The 16,284-nt window shown below is 71.9% G+C and carries 14 protein-coding genes, 1 tRNA gene and 1 pseudogene; 4 read left to right on the plus strand and 12 right to left on the minus strand.

Annotated features, from left to right (window positions below):
- From ACFY12_RS31135 to ACFY12_RS31165, 7 genes and pseudogenes are all read right to left on the minus strand, one after another.
- Positions 1–176, minus strand: a pseudogene (locus ACFY12_RS31135) (ABC transporter ATP-binding protein); the annotation flags it as partial.
- Positions 169–1,095: an ABC transporter permease gene (locus ACFY12_RS31140; protein WP_390719289.1), complete on the minus strand. Its 927-nt coding sequence runs from the start codon at positions 1,093–1,095 to the stop codon at positions 169–171. The gene ACFY12_RS31140 and the pseudogene ACFY12_RS31135, both read right to left, overlap by 8 nt.
- Before the next feature lie 78 nt (positions 1,096–1,173).
- On the minus strand, positions 1,174–2,046 hold the full coding sequence (locus tag ACFY12_RS31145; RefSeq protein ID WP_390719423.1) for a glycosyltransferase family 2 protein: 873 nt from the start codon (positions 2,044–2,046) through the stop codon (positions 1,174–1,176).
- A gap of 23 nt (positions 2,047–2,069) precedes the next feature.
- Entirely contained in the window at positions 2,070–2,849 is a 780-nt protein-coding gene (locus ACFY12_RS31150; RefSeq protein WP_390719290.1) for a CDP-alcohol phosphatidyltransferase family protein, read from the minus strand.
- A complete protein-coding gene (locus ACFY12_RS31155) occupies positions 2,827–3,888 on the minus strand; it encodes an iron-containing alcohol dehydrogenase family protein (RefSeq protein ID WP_390719291.1) in 1,062 nt (353 codons plus the stop codon). Before ACFY12_RS31155 ends, ACFY12_RS31150 begins: the two co-directional genes overlap by 23 nt.
- Positions 3,876–4,613 carry a sugar phosphate nucleotidyltransferase gene (locus tag ACFY12_RS31160; RefSeq protein WP_390719292.1) on the minus strand — a complete coding sequence of 246 codons (738 nt, stop codon included), beginning with the start codon at positions 4,611–4,613 and terminating at the stop codon, positions 3,876–3,878. Before ACFY12_RS31160 ends, ACFY12_RS31155 begins: the two co-directional genes overlap by 13 nt.
- Positions 4,610–6,403, minus strand: a complete 1,794-nt coding sequence (locus tag ACFY12_RS31165; RefSeq protein ID WP_390719424.1) for a DUF5941 domain-containing protein — start codon at positions 6,401–6,403, stop codon at positions 4,610–4,612. The genes ACFY12_RS31160 and ACFY12_RS31165 overlap by 4 nt, the downstream gene beginning before the upstream one ends.
- Before the next feature lie 450 nt (positions 6,404–6,853).
- On the opposite strand from ACFY12_RS31165, the gene idi reads away from it, so the two are divergent.
- Positions 6,854–7,465, plus strand: coding sequence for an isopentenyl-diphosphate Delta-isomerase (idi, locus tag ACFY12_RS31170; protein WP_390719293.1), 612 nt, complete (start codon positions 6,854–6,856; stop codon positions 7,463–7,465).
- On the opposite strand, the gene ACFY12_RS31175 is transcribed toward idi, so the two are convergent.
- From ACFY12_RS31175 to ACFY12_RS31185, 3 genes are all read right to left on the minus strand, one after another.
- The gene (locus tag ACFY12_RS31175) at positions 7,440–7,931 is read right to left on the minus strand and encodes an ATP-binding protein (RefSeq protein WP_390719294.1); all 492 of its coding nucleotides are present in this window, start codon (positions 7,929–7,931) and stop codon (positions 7,440–7,442) included. The two genes, idi and ACFY12_RS31175, sit on opposite strands and share 26 nt — an antisense overlap.
- A gap of 292 nt (positions 7,932–8,223) precedes the next feature.
- A tRNA-Met gene (locus ACFY12_RS31180) sits at positions 8,224–8,297 on the minus strand.
- 83 nt (positions 8,298–8,380) lie between these two features.
- Positions 8,381–10,024, minus strand: coding sequence for an ABC-F family ATP-binding cassette domain-containing protein (locus ACFY12_RS31185; RefSeq protein ID WP_390719295.1), 1,644 nt, complete (start codon positions 10,022–10,024; stop codon positions 8,381–8,383).
- A gap of 54 nt (positions 10,025–10,078) precedes the next feature.
- Between ACFY12_RS31185 and ACFY12_RS31190 the strand changes: the two genes are divergently transcribed.
- On the plus strand, positions 10,079–10,936 hold the full coding sequence (locus tag ACFY12_RS31190) for an enoyl-CoA hydratase/isomerase family protein (RefSeq protein ID WP_390719296.1): 858 nt from the start codon (positions 10,079–10,081) through the stop codon (positions 10,934–10,936).
- On the opposite strand, the gene ACFY12_RS31195 is transcribed toward ACFY12_RS31190, so the two are convergent.
- Complete coding sequence (locus ACFY12_RS31195; protein WP_390719297.1) at positions 10,920–11,558, minus strand: DJ-1/PfpI family protein; 639 nt, start codon at positions 11,556–11,558, stop codon at positions 10,920–10,922. The two genes, ACFY12_RS31190 and ACFY12_RS31195, sit on opposite strands and share 17 nt — an antisense overlap.
- Before the next feature lie 105 nt (positions 11,559–11,663).
- Positions 11,664–12,641, minus strand: coding sequence for a GlxA family transcriptional regulator (locus ACFY12_RS31200; RefSeq protein ID WP_390719298.1), 978 nt, complete (start codon positions 12,639–12,641; stop codon positions 11,664–11,666).
- Positions 12,642–12,807: 166 nt separating this feature from the next.
- Between ACFY12_RS31200 and ACFY12_RS31205 the strand changes: the two genes are divergently transcribed.
- Complete coding sequence (locus ACFY12_RS31205; RefSeq protein WP_390719299.1) at positions 12,808–13,677, plus strand: hypothetical protein; 870 nt, start codon at positions 12,808–12,810, stop codon at positions 13,675–13,677.
- 145 nt (positions 13,678–13,822) lie between these two features.
- Positions 13,823–16,264 carry a Tex family protein gene (locus ACFY12_RS31210; protein WP_390719300.1) on the plus strand — a complete coding sequence of 814 codons (2,442 nt, stop codon included), beginning with the start codon at positions 13,823–13,825 and terminating at the stop codon, positions 16,262–16,264.
- The last annotated feature ends 20 nt before the right edge of the window (positions 16,265–16,284 follow it).

Raw genomic sequence — 16,284 nt, forward strand, 5'->3', positions numbered from 1 at the left:
TTGCGCCGGATGATGCGGTTCAGCGCCGCGGTGGCACTGCCCTTGCCGGCCCCGCCGCCGTAGACCCGGTAGACGATGTGCAGATCGTCCGCGATCACGGTGGGGACCCGGCCCGCGTCCGGCGCCGGCCCGACGCCGTTGTCCTGCTCAGCCACGTCCGTCTTCTGCTCAGCCACGTCCGTACCGCTCCTCAGCCTTCCAGAAGTACACAAAGCCGACGACGCCCAGCAGCAGCGCCCAGCCGGCGCCGATCGCCCAGAGCTGGGGCATGTTGTCCCGTGTGTAGCTCTCGATCAGCACGGCACGCATCAGGTCGATGAAGACCGCCGCGGGGTTGCACTCCAGCACGGTGTGCACCCAGCCGGGGATGTCCGCCTTCTTCGCGATGGCGTCGATGCTGAACATCACACCGGACGCGTACATCCACGTCCGCATGATGAACGGCATGAGCTGCGCCAGGTCCGGGGTCTTGCTGCCCATCCGAGCCATGATCATCGCCAGGCCGGTGTTGAAGACGAACTGCAGCGCCAGCACCGGGACCGACAGCAGCCACGACCACATCGGCAGCTGCCCGTAGGCGACCATGATCAGGGCCAGCACGCCCATCGAGAACAGCACCTGCTGGAGCTGCATGATGCAGAACGAGATCGGCAGACAGGCGCGCGGGAAGTGCAGCGCGCGCACCAGGCCGAGGTTGCCGGAGATGGCGCGGGTGCCGGCCATCACCGAGCTCTGCGTGAAGGTGAAGATGAACACGCCGGTGACCAGGAACAGCACGAAGTCCTGGATCCCGTCCCGGGTGCCGATCAGGACACCGAAGATGAAGTAGTAGACGAGTGCGTTCAGCAGCGGCGTCGCCACCTGCCACAGCTGGCCCAGCTTGGCCTGGCTGTACTGGGCCGTCAGCTTGGCGCTGGCGAACGCGGAGATGAAGTGCCGCCGGTCCCACAGCTGCCGGACGTACCCCGGGAGGCTGGGCCGGGCCCCGCTCTGCGAAAGCCCGTACCGCTGGGCCAGCTGGGCCGGGGTGAGCCCGTCGTCGGGCGATGGCGGGGCGCTCATGGCGACCGCACCGTCGTGCGTGGTCTCGCTCACAGTTGACACTTTCGTCCTCAAGGTGCGCTGCCGGGGTGATGCCCCGGCTCGCGCCTGATGCTCTCAGATACGAGCTTGTCAGATGACGGGAGGGCGACCCAGTCGGGTCAGTCGCCAAACGGTAGCCCACTTCATGGGGAGCCTGGGACCGCACGGGGTCGTCCAGCCCTCTTTGAATCCGCCCAGCCAGGCCCGCAGCGCCGGCCGGGAGGGCCGGCGGGCGAGCGTCAGCAGGAACCAGACGCCGAGGTAGACCGGAACCAGGGGGGCCGGGAGGTTGCGGCGAGCCAGCCAGACGCGGTTCCGGGCCACCATCCGGTGGTATACCGCGTGCCGGGCCGGGGCCGTCGTCGGATGGAAGAGGACCATGTCCGACCGGTAGTCGATCAGCCACCCCGCGTCCAGCGCCCGCCACGCCAGGTCGGTCTCCTCATGGGCGTAGAAGAAGTCGTCGGGCAGCCCGCCGACCTCCGCGAAGACCGCGGTACGGACCGCGTTCGCACCGCCGAGGAAGGTGGTCACCCGCGAGGAGCGCATCGGGTCGGAGGCGCGCAGCCGCGGGACGTGGCGGCGCTGGGTCTCGCCGGTGTCCGGGTCGGCGATCCGGAAGCTGACGATGCCGAGCGCGGGGTCCTTCGCGAACGCCTCGCGGCACAGCTGGGCGGTGTCCTCCCTGGCCAGCAGCCCGTCGTCGTCCAGGAACAGCAGGATGTCGACGTCGCTGCCGCCGGGCCCGAAGGCCTCGATACCGACGTTGCGGCCAGCCGGGATGCCGACATTCTCGGGCAGCTCGACGGTCCGTACGCCGGCGGGCAGCTCGGGCAGCGGCGAGCCGTTGCCGACCACCGCGATCTCGACCGGGTCACCGTCCTGCTTGGCGACCGAGTCCAGCAGCGCGCGCAGCTCCTCGGGGCGGTTGCCCATGGTGATGACGACCGCCCCGACGCGCAGGCCCCGCTCCACATCCGCTCCCGTCACTTGAGCCTGCTGGAGGCGAGGATGGACACGAGGTGGAGCAGGGTCTGGAGCAGCGCGATGCCCGCGAGCACCGCGACACCCAGCCGCGAGAAGAACAGGTCGCCCCGCACCGCGTCCAGCACCGCCAGGACCAGGATCAGCAGGGACGCCTCGATCCCGAGGACCAGCCGGTGGAACTTGAGCGCCGCGGCGGCCTTGCGGGCCAGCGCAAGACCCGACGAGCGCGGCTCGGACGCCGCCTCCTTGACCGGCGGCAGGCCGCCCTGGTGGCGGGCGACGCCGACGAGGTCGGTCTCGGCCTTGATCAGGATCGCGCCGAGGGCGGCCAGGGTGCCGAGGAAGGCCCAGAGCCAGTCGATCCGCCCGGGCCCGAACAGGTCCGCGGCGCGCAGGCCGAAGCCGACGAGCACCGCGGCGTCGCACAGGTAGGCGCCGACCCGGTCCAGGTAGACCCCGCCGAGCGAGAACTGCTTCTTCCAGCGCGCCACCTCGCCGTCGACGCAGTCGAGCAGCAGGTAGAGCTGGACCATCAGCACACCGAGCACGGCGCCCGCGATCCCCGGCACCAGGAGGGCCGGGGCCGCGAGGACACCGAAGACGGTCATCAGGTAGGTGAGCTGGTTGGGGGTGATCCTGGTGTTCACCAGGTACCGGTCGCAGCGCAGCGAGATTTCCCGCATGTAGAGGCGGCCGGCCCAGTGCTCACCGCTTCGCCGGTCCTTGACCCCCGCGGGGTGCACGACCGGGCGGAGTTCAGCTACTGACGGTTTTGGCATAGTCGGCGTATGCGTCCCTGATCTGGTCGGTGGACAGGTCCAGGTGCTCCAGGATCGTGTAGCGCCCGGGGCGGGTCTGGGGGGCGAACTCGACGGCCTTGACGAATTCGCTCTCGCTGAAGCCGATCTCGCTCGCCAGGACCGGGAGGCCGTGCCGCTGCAGTACGTCGACCATCAGCGCGGACTGCGCCTTCGCTCCGCGCAGGTACATCGCGAAGCACGCGCCCAGCCCGACCTGCTCGCCGTGGCTGGCCGAGCGCTTGGGGTAGAGCAGGTCCAGGGCGTGGCTGATCTCATGGCAGGCGCCGGACGACGGGCGGGTGTGGCCCGCGATCGACATGGCGATACCGGAGAGGACCAGGCCCTCGGAGAGCACGGTGAGGAAGTCGTCGTCGCCGCAGCCGCCGGGGTGGCGGAGCACGGCCTCGCCCGCCTGCCGGGCCATGGCCGCTGCCAGTCCGTCGATGGCCTCGCCCGTCTCGCGGTGGGAGAGCTCCCAGTCCGCGATGGCGGAGATGTTGGAGACCGCGTCGCCGATACCGGAGCGGACGAACCGGACCGGGGCGTCGCGGATCACATCGAGGTCGATGACGAGCGCGATCGGGGTGGGCACACCGTAGGAGCCGCGGCCCGCGTCGTTGTCGAGGATGGAGACCGGGGAGCAGATGCCGTCGTGCGACAGGTTCGTCGCGACGGCGACCATGGGCAGGCCGATCCGCGCCGCGGCGTACTTGGCACAGTCGATGATCTTGCCGCCGCCGAGGCCCACGACCGCGTCGTAGTGGCCGGACTTCATGGCGTCACCGAGCTTGACCGCGTCGTCGATCGTGCCGCCGCCGACCTCGTACCAGTCGGCTCCGGGGAGGGCGGGTGCCAGTCGCTCCCGCAGCTTGGCGCCCGAGCCGCTGCTGTACGCGATGGCCAGCTTGCCCGACGCGGAGATGCGCTGATCGGCCAGCAGGCCCGCCAGGTCGTCCAGGGCGCCGGCGTTGATGTCAACGACAACCGGGGACGGGATGAGGCGGGTCAGTACCGGCATGCGATCTCACGGCCCTTCGCCAGGTCCTCGTGGTTGTCGATCTCGACCCATGCGACGTCGCCGATCGGGGCCACGTCCACCTTGAAGCCGCGGTTGACCAGCTCCTGGTAGCCGTCCTCGTAGTAGAGGTCGGGGTCCCGCTCGAAGGTGGTCTTCAGGGCGTCGGCCAGCTCGCCGGCGGCCTCGCCCTCGATGAGGGTGACACCGATGTACTCACCGGTCGCCTCGGCCGGGTCCATCAGCTTGGTGATCTTCTGGACGCCCTTGTCGGGGTCCACGACGACCTTCATCTCCTCGTCGGCGAGCTGCTTGACGGTGTCCAGCGCGAGGATGATCTTCTGGCCGTTGCCGCGGGCGGCGAGCAGGGTCTGCTCGACGGAGACCGGGTGCACGGTGTCGCCGTTGGCGAGGATCACCCCGTCCTTGAGCGCGTCACGCCCGCACCACAGGGAGTAGGCGTTGTTCCACTCCTCGGCCTTGTCGTTGTCGATGAGGGTGAGCTCGAGGCCGTACTTCCGCTCCAGGGCCTCCTTGCGCTCGTACACGGCCTCCTTGCGGTAGCCGACGATGATCGCGACCTCGGTCAGGCCGATCTCGGCGAAGTTGCCGAGGGTCAGGTCGAGGATCGTGGTTTCGCCGTCGACCGGCACCAGGGCCTTGGGCAGGGTGTCGGTGTAGGGACGCAGACGCCGTCCGGCGCCGGCGGCCAGCACGAGGCCGATCATGCGGGTTCTCCTTCATCGTGTACGGCGGGTGCTTGGGAGGACACCCAGAAGCGGATGCTCTCGACGAGTACCAGCAGCGCCAGGACCACGGCCAGGGCCGTGAGCGCGATTGTGAAACCTGAGGGGGGGAGCGCGGCGGCGAGGACGGCGACCAGCAGGGTCCGTCCCTCGGCGCCACCGGTCGCCCGGACCAGCCACCGCGGAGGAGCTCCGGTACCACCGCGGATGCGGTAGACGGTGTCGTAGTGATGGTAGGCGACCGCCGCGACCAGCCCGAACGCCGCGGGCAGGGCCCCGGGGTCGTCCGCGCGGGCGGCCAGCACCAGGATCGTGACGTACTCCGCGACCCGGAAGAGGGGCGGTACGAGCCAGTCGAGCGGGCCCTTGAGCGGGCGGGCGACGGCGGCGCCGGAGAACGACGCGAAGACGGCGGCACCGAGCACGGGCCACCAGCTTCCCTCGCCCTTCCAGCCCAGCTGGGACATGAGGAAGACCACACCGGCCACGGCCATGAGAGGCGCGGTCGCGGTGCTGCGCGAGGCCGGGCCCTTGGCGATGACCTCGGCGATCGGACCGGAGTCCGCGAGGTCGGCCAGCGCCCGGGCGGCCCGGTCGGTCCGCCGGGCCCGCCGGGTGAGCGAGCGCAGCACCCGGCCGGCCGTGGTGTAGCAGGCGGCCAGCGCGCAGCCGATGAGCAGGGCGGAGAAGACGATGCGCGGGGTGGTCAGCGCGGTGAGCACGGCGATCATGGCCCAGCGCTCCCCGATGGGCAGCACGATCATCCGGCGGGCCCAGACCGTCCAGCCGACGCTGTCGAGCTTGTCGGAGAGTGCGGCGGTCGGGCTGGTGTTGGCCGTCGCGTCGTGGTTGGCCTCGTTGAAGGAGAAGTCGACGACATGGCGGCAGGTCTGCAGCACCATCGCGCCGAGCGCCAGCACCCATACGTCATCGCCGCCGCGTACCGCCCCGAGGGCCAGGCCGGCGTAGTACGCGTACTCCTTGGCCCGGTCGAAGGTGGCGTCCAGCCAGGCACCCATCGTCGAGTACTGCAGGGAGTAGCGGGCGAGCTGCCCGTCGGTGCAGTCCAGGACGAAGGAGAACAGCAGCAGGAGACCGGCTGCGATGAAGCCGCCGCGGGTGCCGGTGGCCGCGCAGCCGGCCGCGATCAGCGCGGTGATCAGGGACGCGGTGGTGACCTGGTTGGGGGTCAGCCCGCGGCGCGCGCACCAGCGGGCGAGGTAGCGGGAGTAGGTGCTGACACAGAAGGTGGTGAAGAACCCGTCGCGGGACTTCACGGCGGACCGCAGCCGTACCGCCTCGTCGTCGACGGCGGCGACGGCCTCCCGTGCCTCCTCGCGCTGGGCGGGCGTGAGCGCGACGGTGGCGACCAGGCTGCCGAGCGCGACGCGGTGCAGGCCGATGTCGTCGCGGTCGAGGGAGTCGGTGAGGGTCTCGGTGAGGACGTCCGTGAGGTGGGCGGTGCCGGCGCCGACCGGGATCCGGCCGACCGCGCGGGCCAGCGCGGGGCGCGCCTCGGGCTGCGCGGTGAGCGCGCCCGGGACGGCCGCGGCCGGGAAACGGGGGTCGGTCAGCGCCAGCCGCAGGGCGTGCCGGTGGCCGACGAAGCGGGGGTCGACGACGGCGATCCGCTCCTGTGCGGGCACCGTGGCGATCAGCTCCGCGACGGCCGCGGGACCGTCGGCGGTACGGACGTCGAAGCCCAGCGTGCGCAGGTCGGCTTCGAGCGGCGACCCGGCGACCGGCGGACCGGTGAGGATGGCGGTCGACAGACGAACTCACTCCTTGAAGGCTGACAAGGCAGCACGGGCGGTTGGCAGTCGATCCGCATTCGATACGACCTACCCGGGCAGCGGGCGTGGCACACCTGGCGCCGGAGGGCTGGGTGGCACGTCGGCAGAGGCTATCGGATCGCCGGATGCGGCCGTTCACCGCGCATTCACCGCGCGATCGAGTGACCGGCGGCGGGTCTGCCGCGATCATCATGGTGGATCGGGTGGCGCCGGAACAACTGGCCCACGGCCCGGGCGCCCGTGACGATGCCGGATATGAGCGGGCTGGTCACGCGGCGGGTGGGTTGTCCCCGGTCCAGTGTGGCGAGGGCCTCTCCCGGGCTCTCCCCTCCTCCCTCACCGGCGGCGTGGCGCCGCGCGCCGTCTGCGCAGGTGATGCGGACCCGGCTAGGGCAGACTTGGCGTCAACGACCGACGACAAGGATGGGCATGCCGATCACATCTGCCAACGGACAGACCACCGGCGACGCGGCGGTGAGCACACCGGGCGGCGTCGCCGAACCGATCATGCTGGAGCTGGTCGACGAGGACGGCACGACGATCGGCACCGCGGAGAAGCTCGCGGCGCACCAGCCTCCCGGTCAGCTGCACCGGGCGTTCTCGGTCTTCCTCTTCGACAACAAGGGACGGCTGCTGCTCCAGCGCCGGGCCCCGGGGAAGTACCACTCGCCCGGTGTGTGGTCCAACACCTGCTGCGGCCATCCGTACCCGGGTGAGCAACCGTTCGTGGCGGCGGCCCGCCGGACCGCGGAGGAGCTGGGGGTGGCCCCCGCGCTGCTGTCCGAGGCGGGCACGGTGCGCTACAACCACCCCGATCCGGACTCCGGCCTGGTGGAGCAGGAGTACAACCACCTGTTCGTGGGGCTGGTGCGGGCCGAACCGGCGCCGGACCCGGAGGAGGTCGGCGAATTCGCGTTCGTGACGCCCCGGGAGCTGGCCGAGCGGCATGCCCGGGCGCCGTTCTCGTCGTGGTTCATGACCGTGCTGGACGCGGCGCGCCCGGCGGTGCGCGAACTCACAGGAGACTCGGCGGGCTGGTAGCGAACGGGGTGAGCGGCAGCTCGGCCCAGATCGCCTTGCCGCCGTTCACCGTGTGATCGACGTCGCACGCGCCGCCCGCCTCGGCGGTGAGTATCTTGACCAGCCACAGCCCACGGCCGCCGGTATCGCCCTCGTCCGCCTCCAGTGCCTTGGGGCGGTAGGGGTGGTCGTCCTCGACCGCGACCCGGAGCCAGTGCGCGCCGATGGTGACCTGCACGGCGATCTGCGGGGAGAGCAGGGCGGCGTGCTGGACGGCGTTGGTGACCAGTTCGGAGACGATGAGCAGCAGGGCGTCCATGACGTCGGCGGCCATGGGCACGCGCTGTTCGTCGAGCAGGTCCCGGACCGCGTGGCGGGCCTGCGGCACCGAGGCCTCCAGTGCCGGGGTGGTGAACCGCCAGACACCTTCGTACGCGCGCGGGGAGGTCAGCTCTTCAGGGGGTTCTGCGGCGGGTCCGGAAGGCATCCTCACAGGAAGAGTGTTGGGAATGGGCTGGTCCGCACCGGCCCGCTGACCACAAGTCAGCGCCTATTGACGCAAGGTGGCCGATTCTGAATGAGGGGATCGGCCGGCCGACCGGTCGTGTTCTTTCTCTGCCGTGGTGCGGGGACGCCCCGGGGTGGTGACCGAACGATCCCCGCCACACAGGCCGCCCGCCCCCTCCGACTCCCGGCCACAGTGAATGCCGGCCGCAGTGAATGCCGTACAAAAACAGCAGGCCCGGTGCCTGAGCACCGGACCTGCTGTACTTGATCAGTAGCGGGGACAGGATTTGAACCTGCGACCTCTGGGTTATGAGCCCAGCGAGCTACCGAGCTGCTCCACCCCGCGTCGGTTGCCCCCACCTTACGGGTCGCCCGCCCCAGGACCAAATCGATAATCGCGCCGGGCGCCCGGGGCGGCTCCGCCCCCGCTCACACGGCCCGGTCGGTGATCCGTCCGCCGTCGACCTCGATCCGGCGCGTGGTGTGCACCGCGTCCAGCATCCGCCGGTCGTGCGTGACCAGCAGCAGGGTGCCCGGGTACGAGGCGAGCGCGGACTCCAGCTGCTCGATCGCCGGCAGGTCGAGGTGGTTGGTCGGCTCGTCCAGGACGAGGAGGTTGACGCCACGGCCCTGGAGGAGGGCCAGCGCGGCCCGGGTCCGCTCCCCCGGCGACAGGGTGTCCGCCGGGCGCAGCACATGCGCCGCCTTCAGGCCGAACTTCGCGAGGAGGGTACGCACCTCGGCGGGTGCCAGGTCCGGTACGGCGGCCCGGAAGGCGTCCATCAGCGGCTCGGTCCCCAGGAAGAGCCCCCGGGCCTGGTCGACCTCACCGACCACCACACCGGGGCCGAGCGCGGCCTGCCCGGTGTCCAGTGGGAGCCGGCCGAGGAGCGCGGCGAGCAGAGTGGACTTGCCGGAGCCGTTGGGGCCCGTGATGGCGACCCGGTCCGCCCAGTCGATCTGGAGGTCCACCGGGCCGAAGCGGAAGTCGCCGCGCCGGACGGCGGCGTCCCGGAGCGTGGCCACGACGGCGCCGGCCCGGGGCGCGGCGGCGATCTCCATCCGCAGCTCCCACTCCTTGCGCGGCTCCTCGACCACCTCCAGCCGTTCGATCAGCCGCTGGGTCTGCTTGGCCTTGGCGGCCTGCTTCTCGGTGGCCTCCACCCGGGCCTTGCGGCCGATCTTGTCGTTGTCCGGTGCCTTGCGGCGGGCGTTCTTGACGCCCTTCTCCATCCAGTTGCGCTGGGTGTGCGCGCGGGTCTCCAGGGCGGCCTTGGTGTCGGCGTACTCCTCGTACTGTTCCCGTGCGTGGCGCCGGGCCCGCTCGCGCTCCTCCAGGTAGGAGGTGTAGCCGCCGCCGTAGGTGTTGACCTGCTGCTGGGCGAGGTCGAGTTCGACCACGCGGTTGACCGTACGGGTCAGGAACTCGCGGTCGTGGCTGACCAGGACCGTGCCGGCGCGGAGGCCGGTGACGAACGACTCCAGGCGGGCCAGGCCGTCCAGGTCGAGGTCGTTGGTCGGCTCGTCCAGCAGGAAGACGTCGTAGCGGGAGAGCAGCAGCGAGGCGAGGGAGGCGCGGGCGGCCTGGCCACCGGAGAGCGTGGTCATCGGCTGGTCGAGGCCGATGGTGAGGCCGAGCTGGTCGGCGGTCTCCTCGGCGCGCTCGTCGAGGTCGGCGGCGCCCAGCGAGAGCCAGCGCTCCAGCGCCGTGGCGTAGGCGTCGTCCGCGCCGGGCCGCTCCTCGACCAGCGCCTGGGTGGCGGCGTCCAGGGCCAGCTGGGCCGCGGCGACGCCCGTACGGCGGGCGAGGAAGGCCCGTACGGTCTCTCCGGGGCGGCGGTCGGGCTCCTGCGGGAGGTGGCCGACCGTGGCGGTGGGCGGGCTGAGGGCGAGGGCGCCCTCCTCGGGGGTGTCCAGTCCGGCCAGCAGGCGCAGCAGGGTGGACTTGCCCGCACCGTTGGCACCGACGAGGCCGATCACATCGCCGGGGGCGACGACCAGATCAAGGCCGGAGAACAGGACGCGCTCGCCGTGGCCGGCGGCGAGGTCTTTGGCGACGAGAGTTGCTGACATCAGACCACCGATCGTATCCGGCCGCCACCGTGCCGGTCGCTCTAATATCCGGGCATGGAACCGGGTCTGAAAACGCATGTCAGCGGCGGCACAGCGACCGTCACCATCAGCAACACCGGCAAGCGCAATGCGGTGACCGTCCAGATGTGGCGGGATCTGCCGCCCCTGCTGGAGCGGCTGGCCGGCGACCGCACCGTACGGTCGCTGGTGCTGACCGGCGAGGGCGGGACGTTCTGCGCGGGCGCGGACATCGGGTCGCTGCGCGACGCGTCCGGTGAATCGCAGGGTCTGGCGGTGGCCGCCGAGGAGGCGCTGGCGGCGTTCCCCGGGCCGACGCTGGCGGCGATACGGGGCTACTGCGTGGGCGGCGGCGCCCAGTTGGCGGCCGCCTGCGATCTGCGGTTCGCCGAGGAGGGGGCGCTGTTCGGGGTGACGCCGGCCAAGCTGGGCGTGGTCTACCCGGCGTCGGCCACCCGGCGGCTGGTCCGGCTGGTCGGGCCCGCCACCGCCAAGTACCTGTTGTTCTCGGGCGAGTTGATCGACTGTGCGCGGGCGCTGCGGACCGGTCTGGTGGACGAGGTGCCGGCCGAGGGCGAGCTGGACAAGCGGGTGGCGGAGTTCTCCGCCGTACTGGCGAGCCGGTCGCTGCTGACCCAGACGGCGGCGAAGGAGCTGGCGAACGGGACCTGGGACGTGCCGCCGGACGAGGCCGAGGAGCGCGGTGCGTACTGGGCCGCGCAGGCGCGCGCGAGCGGCGACACCGCGGAGGGTGCCGCCGCCTTCCTGGAGCGCAGGGCGCCGCGGTTCGAGTGGAACGGCGGCCTCGGGGCCACCGGCGGAACCGCCGGCACCGAGGCCACCGGCGGGACCACCGGCCCCGGCGACGCGGGCGGCACTACCCGAGGCTGCTGAACTCGTTCCTGAACTTGGCGACCAGCTCGGCCGGGGCCTTCTCGGGCGAGCCCGCATCGTAGGGCGGCTGCGGGTCGTACTCCGCCATCAGCTGGATGCCCTGCGCGTACGTGTCACCGGCGATCCGCCCGGCCAGGGTCAGGCCCATGTCGATGCCGGACGAGACACCGGCGGCGGTGACGTACTTGCCGTCGAAGACGACCCGTTCGCCGGTGGGCTCGACGCCGAACTCCTTGATCGCCTCCAGGGAGAGCCAGTGCGAGGTGGCACGGCGCCCCGTGAGCAGCCCGGCCGCGGCCAGGATCAGGGAGCCGGTGCACACCGAGGTCGTCCAGGCCGAGGTGGCGTCGGCCGCGCGCAGCCAGCCGAGCAGCGCCTCATTGCGCATCTGCGGTTCGACGTTCCGAGGCGGGCCGCCGGGGACCACCACGAGGTCCGGGCGCGGTACCTCGGCGAGCGCCTTCTTCGCCACGAGGGTCAGGTTGCCGCTGTCGTCGCTGACCGGCCCCGGGCTCTCGGCGACGAAGACGGTCTCGGCGTCCGGGAGCGGACTCAGGGTCTGGTACGGGCCGATGGCGTCGAGAGCGGTGAAGCCTTCGTAGAGGACGATTGCGAGCTGCATGGCAGTTCCTGTCGGTAGGGATCGGTATGCACGGAGGGATGGGGATGGGTAGGGGTGTGGGACATCGACGGAGCGGAATACGGAATTCGGGACGGAGCCGTGGGGTCAGGGCGCGGACGGCTGGAAGCGGCGGCGGTACTCGGCCGGCGAGGCGCCCAGGACCCGCAGGAACGCGCGGCGCATCGCCTCGGGGGTGCCGTAGCCGCAGCGGCGGGAGACCTGCTCGATCCCGTCGGCGCTGTCCTCCAGGCGGCGCCGGGCGGCCTCCAGCCGTACCCGGTCGACATAGCGTCCCGGGGTCATTCCGGTCTCGTCGCGGAACGCCCGGGCGAAGTGGCGCGGGGAGAGGCCCGCGCGGGATGCCAGTGCGTCGACGGACAGGTCCGCCGCCGGGTTCTCGGTGATCCACTGCTGGACGTCGCGCAGTGGCCGCCGCTGGGCGGTCTGGGCCGCGAGCTGGGCGCTGAACTGGGTCTGGTTGCCCGGCCGCCGGAGAAAGACCACCAGGTGCCGGGCGACGGCCAGTGCGAGGTCCCGGCCGAGGTCCTCCTCCACCAGGGCCAGCGCCAGGTCGATACCGGCCGTCACGCCGGCCGAGGAGGACACATCGCCGTCCCGTACGTAGATCGGGTCGGGCTCGACGCGGACTGCGGGGAACCGTTCGGCGAGGGTGTCGCACAGCAGCCAGTGGGTCGTCGCCCGGCGGCCGTCCAGCAGCCCGGCCTCGGCCAGCAGCAGCGCCCCGCTGCAGACGGAGACCTTGCGCCGGGCGCGGTGGGCGTTGCCGCGCAGCCAGTCGATCAGCCGGGGGTCGGGGTTGCGGGTGCCCTGACCGCCGGGCACCACCAGGGTGTGCGGCGGTGCGGCGTCGGCAAGCGTGCCGTCGGGGACGAGGGTGAGGCCGCTGGTGGTGCGGACCGGGGCGCCGTCGAGGCTCGCGGTGCGGATGCGGTAGGCGCCCGGTGCCCCCTGAGCCGCACCGTGGAAGACCTCGACGGGCCCGGTGACGTCGAGGGCCTGCACACCGTCGAAGAGGACGATCAGTACATCCAGTCCATCGCGCTGTTCCTTGCGTCCATCCATGCCTCCATCCTGGCCAGCGGCGGCGATGGCGGCAATGACGGATTTCCCACCTTTTCCGCCATCCGCGGGCCACCGACGACCGGGACGGCCACACCCCTGCACCCCCCGGGATGCACAGGCCGCCCCGGGAGCACCTCCATACCGACGGGTCGGTAGCCTGCCCTGTATGACATCTTCCAGCGCACTGCCCGAGCAGGCCGGACGCACCTGTCACGACGTCATCAACCCCTTCCACTCCGCGCACTACTTCGCGCCGGAGTTCCCCGCCGAGATGGCGAAGATCGGCCTCGAGAACAAGCACGCCAGCTACTTCGCCTCCAGGGGCGCGGCCATGGGCGCGGTGGGCCCCGGCACCATCGCGGCGACCTTCTACAACTTCCGGTACGACCTGATCGCCGAGCACGTCCCGCACGTCTGGTCGGTCACCACCCCCGAGACAGTGCTGGCGGCCCGGCTGCGCGCCGCGGACGCCACGCTCCGCCGGCTGCTCGGCGACGAGGCGGTCGCGTCGCCGGAGATGGCCGAGGCGGCGGAGCTGGCGCTGCGCGCCGCCGAGGGCTGCAGCCGCCAGGCCCGGCCCCTGTACGCCGCGCAGGCCGATCTGCCCGTACCGGACGCCCCGCACCTGGCCTACTGGCACGCCGCGACGCTGCTGCGCGAACACCGCGGCGACGGCCACCTGATGGCCCTGATGGACGCCGAACTGGACGGGCTGGAGGCGGTGGTCACCCACGCCGCCACCGAGCGCGGGATGAACCTCCAGGGCGCACTGCGGATCCGCGGCTGGTCGGAGGAGGACCTCCGGGCCGCGCGGGAGCGGCTGCGGACCCGCGGATTCCTGGACGCCGAGGGCCGGTTGACCGAGGCCGGGGTCCGGCTGCGCGAGGACCTGGAGCACATGACGGACCGGCTGGACCGGGGCCCGTACGAGCACCTGGGCGCGGCGGGCGTGGCCCGGCTCACCGAGCTGGCGACCGGCTTCACCACGGCCCTCGTGAAGGCCGGCGCGTTCCCGACGGAGCTGTTCGGCGAGTAGGGCTCCCTCCGGTCCGCCGGGCCCGCCGGGGTGTGCGTGCGGCTTCTCACACCCCGGCCCCACCGGCCGGGCGGTGCGACAGTCCGGCCCGCCAACCGGCACAATGCAGGCTCGAAGTACGAGCTGGAAGGCGGGCAGGATCAACGTGACGGCATCCACTGAGCCCAACGGGGCCCTCGGGTCCATCGAAGCGCGGATCGCCGGGGAGCTCGGCGTCCAGGAGCGGCAGGTGAAGGCCGCGGTCGAACTGCTCGACGGCGGCTCGACCGTCCCGTTCATCGCGCGCTACCGCAAGGAAGCCACCGGGACGCTCGACGACGCGCAGCTGCGCACCCTGGAAGAGCGGCTGCGCTACCTGCGGGAGCTGGAGGAACGGCGCACCGCGATCCTGGAGTCCGTACGGTCCCAGGGCAAACTGGACGCCGCTCTGGAGGACCGGATCCGCGGTGCCGACTCCAAGGCCCGGCTGGAGGACATCTACCTCCCGTTCAAGCCCAAGCGGCGCACCAAGGCGCAGATCGCGCGGGAGGCGGGCCTGGAGCCGCTCGCCGACGGGCTGCTCGCCGACCCGTCGGTGGAACCGGCCGCGGCCGCCGCGGCGTTCGTGGACGCCGACAAGGGGGTCGACGATCCGGCCGCCGCCCTGGAGGGCGCGCGGGCCATCCTGACCGAGCGGTTCGGCGAGGACGCGGACCTGATCGGTGAGCTGCGCGAGCGGATGTGGTCGCGCGGGCGGGTCGCGTCGAAGGTGCGAGAGGGCAAAGGCGACAGCAAAGAGGGGCCCGGCGCGAAGTTCGCCGACTACTTCGACTTCGCGGAGCCGTTCACCGAACTGCCCTCGCACCGGGTGCTGGCGATGTTCCGCGGCGAGAAGGAAGAGGTCCTCGATCTCACCCTGGAGCCGGAGGACCCCTCGGCGGCCACCGAGGGCCCGAGTTCCTACGAGCGGTCCATCGCCGCGAAGTTCGGCATCACCGACCGGGGCCGCCCGGCCGACAAGTGGCTGCAGGACACCGTCCGCTGGGCCTGGCGCACCCGTGTCCAAGTGCACCTCGGCATCGATCTGCGGCTCCGGCTGCGGCAGGCCGCCGAGGACGAGGCGGTTCGGGTCTTCGCCTCGAACCTGCGCGATCTGCTGCTGGCGGCGCCCGCCGGCACTCGCGCCACGATGGGCCTGGACCCCGGCTTCCGTACAGGGGTGAAGGTGGCCGTGGTGGACGCGACCGGCAAGGTGGCGGCCACGGACACCATCTACCCCCATGTGCCGCAGCAGAAGTGGGACGCCTCCCTGGCCACGCTGGCGAAGCTGGCCCGTGAGCACGGTGTCGAGCTGATCGCGATCGGCAACGGCACCGCCTCCCGGGAGACCGACAAGCTGGCGGCCGATCTGATCGCCGCCCAGCCGGAGCTGAAGCTGACGAAGGTGATGGTGTCCGAGGCGGGCGCCTCGGTGTACTCCGCCTCCGCGTTCGCCTCCCAGGAGCTGCCGGAACTGGACGTCTCGCTGCGCGGTGCGGTGTCCATCGCCCGCCGCCTCCAGGACCCGCTCGCCGAGCTCGTCAAGATCGACCCCAAGTCGATCGGCGTCGGCCAGTACCAGCACGATCTGTCCGAGGTGAAGCTGTCCCGCTCCCTCGACGCGGTGGTCGAGGACTGTGTGAACGGCGTCGGCGTGGACGTCAACACCGCGTCCGCGCCCCTGCTTTCACGGGTGTCGGGGATCGGCTCGGGCCTGGCCGAGAACATCGTCGCGCACCGGGACCAGAACGGCCCGTTCCGCTCCCGTAAGGCCCTCAAGGACGTGTCGCGGCTCGGCCCGAAGGCGTACGAGCAGTGCGCGGGCTTCCTGCGGATCCGGGGCGGCGACGACCCGCTGGACGCCTCCAGCGTGCACCCGGAGGCGTACCCGGTGGTGCGGCGGATGGTGAAGACGGCCGGTACCGAGGTCGGCTCGCTGATCGGCAACGCCGCGGTGCTGCGCACTCTGAAGGCCGCCGAATTCGTCGACGACTCCTTCGGTCTGCCGACGGTGACCGACATCCTGCAGGAGCTGGAGAAGCCGGGCCGCGACCCGCGCCCGGAGTTCCGGACCGCGACCTTCAAGGAGGGCGTGGAGAAGATCGGCGATCTGCAGCCGGGGATGCTCCTGGAGGGGGTGGTGACCAATGTCGCCGCCTTCGGGGCGTTCGTGGACGTCGGTGTCCACCAGGACGGTCTGGTCCATGTCTCGGCGATGTCCAAGAGCTTCGTCAAGGATCCGCGGGATGTGGTGAAGCCGGGCGACATCGTGCGGGTCAAGGTGCTCGACGTCGACATCCCGCGGAAGCGGATCTCGCTGACCCTGCGGCTGGACGACGAGCACGAGAAGGGCGGCCCGGCGGGCGGCGGCGAGCGGCGCGGCGGCGCGGGCGGCGGCGGACGCGGCCCGCGCGAGGGCGGCCGGGGCGGTGCGCCGCGGCCGCGCCAGGGCGGCGGCGGACGGCGCGGCGACCAGCGGGGCGGCCGCGACGCCGCACCGGCCAACGGCGCCATGGCGGACGCCCTGCGGCGGGCCGGGCTCCTGGGGAAGGAGCGGGGCGGCCGCTGAGGGCCGGGTACGGACGGCGT

It is taken from the genome of Streptomyces sp. NPDC001339, from assembly GCF_042895955.1.
GTDB lineage: Bacteria > Actinomycetota > Actinomycetes > Streptomycetales > Streptomycetaceae > Streptomyces.